Annotated in this window: 7 protein-coding genes; all 7 read left to right on the forward strand. The window is 43.4% G+C overall.

What is annotated here, in order from left to right; translation table 11 throughout:
* Window positions 1-2: 2 nt before the first annotated feature.
* Complete coding sequence (locus tag O3644_RS03450) at window positions 3-1,280, forward strand: pyrimidine-nucleoside phosphorylase (protein ID WP_371595063.1); 1,278 nt, start codon at window positions 3-5, stop codon at window positions 1,278-1,280.
* 17 nt (window positions 1,281-1,297) lie between these two features.
* Window positions 1,298-1,960, forward strand: coding sequence for a deoxyribose-phosphate aldolase (deoC, locus tag O3644_RS03455; RefSeq protein ID WP_371595064.1), 663 nt, complete (start codon window positions 1,298-1,300; stop codon window positions 1,958-1,960).
* Window positions 1,947-2,336 (forward strand): cytidine deaminase, encoded by a 390-nt coding sequence (locus O3644_RS03460; protein ID WP_015604783.1) that lies wholly within the window; start codon window positions 1,947-1,949, stop codon window positions 2,334-2,336. The genes deoC and O3644_RS03460 overlap by 14 nt, the downstream gene beginning before the upstream one ends.
* A gap of 71 nt (window positions 2,337-2,407) precedes the next feature.
* A complete protein-coding gene (locus O3644_RS03465) occupies window positions 2,408-3,463 on the forward strand; it encodes a BMP family protein (protein WP_371595065.1) in 1,056 nt (351 codons plus the stop codon).
* Between the two features lie 136 nt (window positions 3,464-3,599).
* Window positions 3,600-5,114, forward strand: a complete 1,515-nt coding sequence (locus O3644_RS03470) for an ABC transporter ATP-binding protein (protein WP_045497051.1) — start codon at window positions 3,600-3,602, stop codon at window positions 5,112-5,114.
* A gap of 13 nt (window positions 5,115-5,127) precedes the next feature.
* Complete coding sequence (locus tag O3644_RS03475; protein WP_148886616.1) at window positions 5,128-6,222, forward strand: ABC transporter permease; 1,095 nt, start codon at window positions 5,128-5,130, stop codon at window positions 6,220-6,222.
* Window position 6,223: 1 nt separating this feature from the next.
* On the forward strand, window positions 6,224-7,180 hold the full coding sequence (locus tag O3644_RS03480) for an ABC transporter permease (RefSeq protein ID WP_061911259.1): 957 nt from the start codon (window positions 6,224-6,226) through the stop codon (window positions 7,178-7,180).
* Window positions 7,181-7,187: the final 7 nt, after the last annotated feature.

The following is a 7,187-nucleotide window of genomic DNA, read 5'->3' on the forward strand; positions in this document are numbered from 1 at the left end:
AGATGCGGGCAGTTGATATTATTCAAAAGAAACGAGATGGACTAGAGTTGTCCAGTCAAGAGATTGAATGGCTGATTGAGGGGTATGTAGCTGGAACAGTGCCAGATTACCAGATGTCAGCCTTTGCTATGGCTGTTTACTTTAAAGGGATGACCACTCGGGAAATTTCTGATTTGACCATGGCTATGGTGGGGACAGGCCAGCAGTTTGATCTGTCAGCTATTTCAGGGATTAAGGTCGACAAGCATTCGACTGGTGGAGTGGGAGATAAGGTTACCTTAATCTTGGCTCCTCTCGTTGCTAGCTTTGGCGTGCCCGTTGCCAAGATGAGCGGACGAGGCTTGGGGCATACGGGTGGTACCATAGACAAGCTCGAGTCTGTCAAGGGCTACCAGGTAGAGCGCAGTCAGGAAGATTTCATCAAGCAGGTTCAGGAGATTGGTGTATCCGTTATCGGTCAGTCAGACCAGCTAGTTAAGGCAGACAAGCTTCTCTATGCCCTGCGTGATGTGACCGCTACAGTTGATACCATTCCTTTGATTGCCAGTTCGGTTATGAGCAAGAAAATCGCCGCTGGTGCAGACAGCATCTTACTGGATGTAACCGTCGGTGAAGGTGCCTTTATGAAAAATCTAGAGGATGCCCTTGTCCTAGCCCGTACCATGGTAGACTTGGGTAAGGCTGTCGGACGTAGAACAGTTGCAGTCATTACGGATATGAGTCAGCCTTTAGGTACTAGCATTGGTAATCGTTTGGAAATCCTGGAAGCACTGGAAATCCTTCAAGGAAAAGGACGCGAAGATATTACGGAGTTTATCTGCGAGCTCGCTCAAATCATGCTTGATTTGGCGAATGTTGAGAAGTCAGTTTCTGAAATTAGAGAGCATTTAACAAATGGAGCGGCTTTAAAAAAATTTGAAGAGATGATTGCGGCTCAAGGTGGAGATCTAGAGGACTTGTATCGACCATCCCAAGCGGCTTATGTGGCTGAAGTGAGAGCAGAGAAATCTGGCTTTATCACAGAGCTTCCAGCTATGGAATTTGGTTTGTTTGCGATGAGGTTGGGAGCAGGCCGAGCAGTCAAATCTGATAAACTAGATTATGAAACTGGAATTGTGTTCGAAAAGAAGGTTGGAGAAACAGCCGAAATTGGGGAAATTGTCGCAAAAATTTACGCAAATGAAAAAATTTCTCAAGAACTAGTTACAGAATTCCAAAAAAATGTTAGAATAGGTAGTGAAAGCGTTGCAGTAAGCGAGATTGTCGAAGTGATCGCTTAATTTTAGGAGAATCCAACATGAAATTAAACAAATACATTGACCATACGCTTTTGAAACCTGATGCAAGTCAGGAGCAGATTGAAACCTTAATTGAGGAAGCAAAGAAATACGACTTTGCGAGCGTCTGTGTCAATCCGACTTGGGTGAGTTTTGCTGCGCAAGCACTAAAAGCTACGGATGTTAAGGTCTGTACAGTCATTGGTTTTCCACTGGGAGCAAATACTCCGGAGCTCAAGGCTTTTGAAACGAGTGATGCCATCCAAAACGGAGCGAATGAAATCGACATGGTTATGAATATCGGTGCTCTAAAGTCTCGAAACTTTGACTTAGTTGAAAGAGACATTCGAGCTGTTGTGGAAGCTGCTAAAGGAACCTTGGTCAAGGTCATTATTGAGACCTGCCTCTTGACAGATGATGAGAAAGTGAAAGCTTGTCAAATTGCTCAGAAAGCTGGTGCGGATTTTGTCAAGACATCCACTGGTTTCTCAACTGGTGGTGCAACCGTTGCGGATGTAGCTTTGATGCGTAAGACAGTTGGGCCAGATATGGGAGTCAAGGCTTCTGGCGGTGCCCGTTCTTACGAAGATGCACTTGCCTTTATCAAAGCTGGTGCGACTCGCATTGGAGCTTCCTCTGGTGTAGCGATTATGGAGGGAGACGTGGCTAATGGCGACTACTGATTTGATTGATTTAGTTGTAGAAACCACGAAGAATGCCTATGTTCCATACTCTCATTTCCCTGTCGGAGCTGTTTTAGTAGCTAAAAATGGACAAGTTTTCACAGGTGTCAATGTCGAAAATGCTAGTTTCGGCTTGACCAATTGTGCAGAGCGAACAGCCATTTTTAAAGCTGTTTCTGAAGGCTTTTTAGACTTTGAGGAATTAATTGTTTACGGAGAAACGGAAAAACCGATCTCTCCGTGTGGTGCCTGCCGCCAAGTAATGGCAGAGTTTTTTAATCAGGATTTACCAGTGACCTTGGTCGCTAAAGATAAATCGACGGTCGTGATGACGGTCAAGGAGTTACTTCCATACTCTTTTACAGACTTAACTTGAGTCTGTTGCTGGTCAACTGACCAAAATTAAACTTGCAACTAAGTTGCACATCTTATATAGGAGGTTCAGAAATGAACAAGAAACAATGGCTAGGTCTTGGTCTAGTGTCTGTCGCAGCAATCGGACTTGCTGCATGTGGGAATCGTGCGTCTAAATCAGATAGCTCTAACGCTAAAACTGATTTAAAAGCTGCTATCGTAACCGATACAGGTGGTGTTGATGATAAATCATTTAACCAATCTGCATGGGAAGGTTTGCAAGCTTGGGGTAAAGAAAATGGCCTTTCAAAAGATAACGGCTATACTTACTTCCAGTCAACTGACGAGTCACAATACGCGAACAACCTAAACCAAGCTGCTACGGATGGTTACAACTTAGTATTTGGTATCGGTTTTGCCCTTCGTGATGCCGTTGAATCTGCTGCAAAAGATAATTCAAGTATTAACTACGTTATTATTGACGATGTAATTGATGGTCAAAAGAATGTTGCTTCAGCAGTCTTTGCAGATAATGAAGCAGCTTACCTTGCTGGTGTTGCAGCTGCAAAAACTACTAAGACAAAACAAGTTGGTTTCATTGGTGGTATAGAAGGAACAGTTATCACACGTTTTGAAAAAGGTTTCGAAGCTGGTGTGAAATCAGTTGATCCATCTATCAAGATTAAAGTGGACTATGCTGGCTCATTCGGCGATGCAGCTAAAGGTAAAACAATTGCTGCTGCTCACTATGCTGGTGGTGCGGATGTTGTTTACCAAGTAGCTGGTGGTACTGGTGCTGGAGTATTTAACGAAGCTAAGTCAATCAACGAAACAAGAAATGAAAATGAAAAAGTTTGGGTACTTGGTGTTGACCGTGACCAAACTGAAGAAGGTAAATACAAATCTAAAGATGGTAAAGAATCTAACTTTGTTTTGGCATCAAGCTTGAAACAAGTTGGTAAGACTGTCCAAGACATCGCTAACCAAACAGCTAAAGGTAAATTCCCAGGTGGTAAAACTACAACCTTTGGTTTGAAAGACGGTGGTGTTGATTTGACAACAACCAACCTTTCTGAAGATGCTAAAAAAGCTGTTGAAGAAGCAAAAGCAAAAATCCTTGACGGTAGTATCACAGTTCCTGATAAATAATTGAATGTTGAGCGATCCGACCTACTAGGGTCGCTCATTTTTAAATTCTGACGCCTTTGCATCGGTTAAGCCTACTAGAATAGGAGTCCGAGGAGGTTATATCGACATAAAATGAAATTCTGGAAAGGAAAGAGCCATGACACATGAAAATGTCATTGAAATGCGAGAAATTACCAAGATTTTTGGTGAATTTGTGGCCAATGATAAAATCAATTTGGAACTCCGAAAAGGTGAGATTCACGCTCTTTTAGGAGAAAATGGTGCCGGGAAGTCAACCTTGATGAATATGTTGGCCGGCCTACTTGAGCCGACTAGTGGTGAGATTGTAGTAAACGGAAAGCCAGTTAAGCTGGACTCTCCATCAAAGGCGGCTTCACTTGGTATCGGGATGGTGCATCAGCACTTTATGCTTGTGGAAGCCTTCACTGTTGCTGAAAATATTATTCTTGGAAGTGAGATTACAAAAAATGGTATCTTAGACTTGAAACGCGCTACGCAAGAAATTAAGCGTTTGTCTAAGAAATATGGTTTGTCGGTCGATCCATCTGCCAAGATTGAGGATATTTCTGTTGGAGCCCAACAACGTGTTGAAATTCTGAAGACCCTTTACCGTGGTGCAGATATCCTCATCTTTGACGAACCAACAGCTGTTTTGACACCATCTGAGATTGATGAATTGATGAAAATCATGAAAAATCTGGTCAAGGAAGGTAAGTCTATCATTCTTATTACTCATAAGTTGGATGAAATTCGTGCAGTTTCTGACCGAGTGACTGTTATTCGTCGAGGAAAATCGATTGAAACCGTTGAAATTGCTGGTGCAACCAACCAAGATTTGGCAGAAATGATGGTGGGACGTGCCGTTTCCTTTAAGACGGAGAAGAAACCTTCTAATCCTCAAGAAACGGTTCTTTCCATCAAGAATCTTGTCGTTGAAGAAAATCGCGGCGTTCCAGCTGTTAAGGGACTTTCACTGGATGTTCGTGCTGGTGAGATTGTTGGGATTGCAGGGATTGACGGAAATGGTCAGACAGAGTTGATTCAAGCTATCACAGGACTTAGAAAAGCGAGCTCGGGTGAAATTTTGATCAAGAACCAGTCCGTGATTGGTAAGAAACCACGTCAGATTACAGAGATGAAGGTCAGCCACGTACCTGAAGACCGCCATCGCGATGGTTTGGTGCTGCAGATGTCCATTTCTGAAAATATTGCTTTGCAGACTTACTACAAGGAGCCGCTCAGCAAAAACGGCATCTTGAATTACAATAATATTTACTCTTACGCATGCAATCTGATGAAAGAGTTTGACGTGCGGGCAGCTAGCGAGTATGTACCTGCTTCAGCCCTCTCAGGAGGAAATCAACAGAAGGCTATCATTGCTCGGGAAGTGGATCGTGATCCAGACTTGCTGATTGTCAGTCAGCCTACTCGTGGACTTGATGTCGGAGCGATTGAATATATCCATAAACGCTTGATTGAGGAGCGTACTCAAGGTAAGGCAGTTCTTGTTGTCAGCTTTGAGCTAGATGAAATACTCAACCTTTCTGACAGAATCGCCGTTATCCATGATGGCAAGATTCAAGGAATTGTGACTCCAGAGAAGACTAATAAGCAAGAACTTGGTATTCTCATGGCTGGTGGTAAGATTTAGAAGGGAGATTCAAATGTCTAAAAAAACACAGCAGATCGCAGTTCCCTTAATCTCAGTTCTTTTAGGGATTTTATTAGGAGCGATTGTCATGGCTATCTTTGGCTATGACGCCATCTGGGGATATGAGTCCCTCTTTAAAACGGCATTCGGTTCTTTGAGAAGTTTGGGTGAAATTTCTCGGGCGATGGGACCTCTAGTTCTCATTGGTCTGGGTTTTGCCGTTGCTAGTCGGGCTGGATTTTTCAATGTCGGACTTCCGGGCCAAGCCTTGGCTGGTTGGATTCTAGCTGGTTGGTTTGCCCTTTCCTTCCCTGACCTACCTCGCCCACTGATGTTGCTAGCAACTGTAGTCATTGCTGCAGTGGCTGGTGGGATCATTGGTGCTATACCAGGGGTTCTGCGTGCCTATTTAGGAACGAGTGAGGTCATCGTTACGATTATGATGAACTATATCGTCCTCTTCGTTGGAAATGCTTTCATCCGCAGCTTTCCAAAATCTGTGATGCAGAGTGTTGACTCTAGTAAGCGTGTTGGTGCCAATGCGATTTATCAAACAGAATGGCTGAGAAGTTTGACAGCTAACTCTCGGATGAATATTGGTATTTTCTTTGCCTTGATTGCAGTTGTGCTGATCTGGTATATGTTGAAGAAAACAACGCTTGGTTTTGAAATCCGCGCTGTAGGGCTGAATCCGAATGCATCTGAATACGCAGGGATGTCTTCTAAACGGACCATTATTTTGTCTATGATTATTTCTGGAGCCCTTGCAGGACTTGGAGGAGTAGTAGAAGGACTAGGTACTTATCAGAATGTCTTTGTACAAGGAAGTTCATTGAGCGTTGGTTTCAATGGTATGGCAGTTAGTCTTTTAGCAGCAAACTCTCCAGTTGGTATCCTTTTTGCGGCTTTCCTCTTTGCAGTTCTAAGTGTTGGTGCTCCAGGTATGAACGTGGCTCAGATTCCGACAGAATTAGTCAATATCGTGACAGCTTCGATTATCTTCTTTGTCAGCGCCCATTACTTGATTGAGCGTCTGACTGGTAAGACAGTCTTTGAATTATTTAAAAACCGTAAGCAAGAAGCCAGTAAAGTGAAAGGGGGAAACTAGGATGAGTATTGTAACGATATTAGGTTTATTAGTATCATCTATGCTGATTTATGCGGCTCCCCTGATTTTTACAAGTATCGGTGGAGCTTATTCGGAGCATGCCGGAGTCGTCAATGTCGGCTTGGAAGGGATCATGGTAATGGGAGCATTTACAGGCGTTCTCTTTAACCTGACTTTCGAAAGTAGTTTTGGCAGCTTGACTCCGTGGCTTTCCTTGATTGCTGCTGGTTTGGTCGGAGTGCTCTTCTCCCTTATCCATGCTGTAGCAACCATTAACTTCCGCGCAGACCACGTTGTCAGTGGTACGGTTCTAAACTTGCTAGCACCAGCCTTGGCAGTCTTTCTTGTAAAAGCTATCTACAACAAGGGGCAAACAGACAACATTCAGCGTTCATTTGGTAAATTTAATTTTCCTATTTTGTCTGATATCCCAGTTATAGGAGATATATTCTTCAAACATACAAGTCTGATGGGATATTTGGCCATCGCCTTCTCTTTCCTTGCTTGGTTTATCATGTTTAAGACAAAATTTGGATTGCGCCTTCGCTCAGTTGGAGAACATCCGCAGGCAGCAGATACACTGGGAATCAATGTTTACCTCATGCGCTATTGCGGTGTTATGATTTCTGGTCTGCTTGGTGGTATTGGTGGAGCTATCTATGCTCAGTCAATCTCCGTTAACTTTGCTGTGACAACTATCATAGGTCCAGGATTTATCGCCTTGGCAGCTATGATTTTTGGTAAATGGAGTCCTATCGGTGCTATGTTGGCAAGTCTCTTCTTTGGAGCTTCTCAAAGTTTGGCCGTTATCGGAAACCAATTGCCTCTTCTTTCAAAAGTACCAACAGTTTACCTGCAGATTGCGCCATATGTCTTGACGATTGTGGTTCTTGCAGCCTTCTTTGGTAAAGCTGTTGCTCCGAAAGCAGACGGTATCAACTATATCAAGTCTAAATAACCCTTTA

This window comes from Streptococcus sp. 27098_8_113, from assembly GCF_041432545.1.
Classification (GTDB): domain Bacteria; phylum Bacillota; class Bacilli; order Lactobacillales; family Streptococcaceae; genus Streptococcus.

Coding starts and splice junctions, on each gene's coding strand:
- O3644_RS03450 (WP_371595063.1), top strand. CDS start 3: ATGCGGGCAGTTGATATTATTCAAAAGAAACGAGATGGACTAGAGTTG.
- deoC (WP_371595064.1), top strand. CDS start 1,298: ATGAAATTAAACAAATACATTGACCATACGCTTTTGAAACCTGATGCA.
- O3644_RS03460 (WP_015604783.1), top strand. CDS start 1,947: ATGGCGACTACTGATTTGATTGATTTAGTTGTAGAAACCACGAAGAAT.
- O3644_RS03465 (WP_371595065.1), top strand. CDS start 2,408: ATGAACAAGAAACAATGGCTAGGTCTTGGTCTAGTGTCTGTCGCAGCA.
- O3644_RS03470 (WP_045497051.1), top strand. CDS start 3,600: ATGACACATGAAAATGTCATTGAAATGCGAGAAATTACCAAGATTTTT.
- O3644_RS03475 (WP_148886616.1), top strand. CDS start 5,128: ATGTCTAAAAAAACACAGCAGATCGCAGTTCCCTTAATCTCAGTTCTT.
- O3644_RS03480 (WP_061911259.1), top strand. CDS start 6,224: ATGAGTATTGTAACGATATTAGGTTTATTAGTATCATCTATGCTGATT.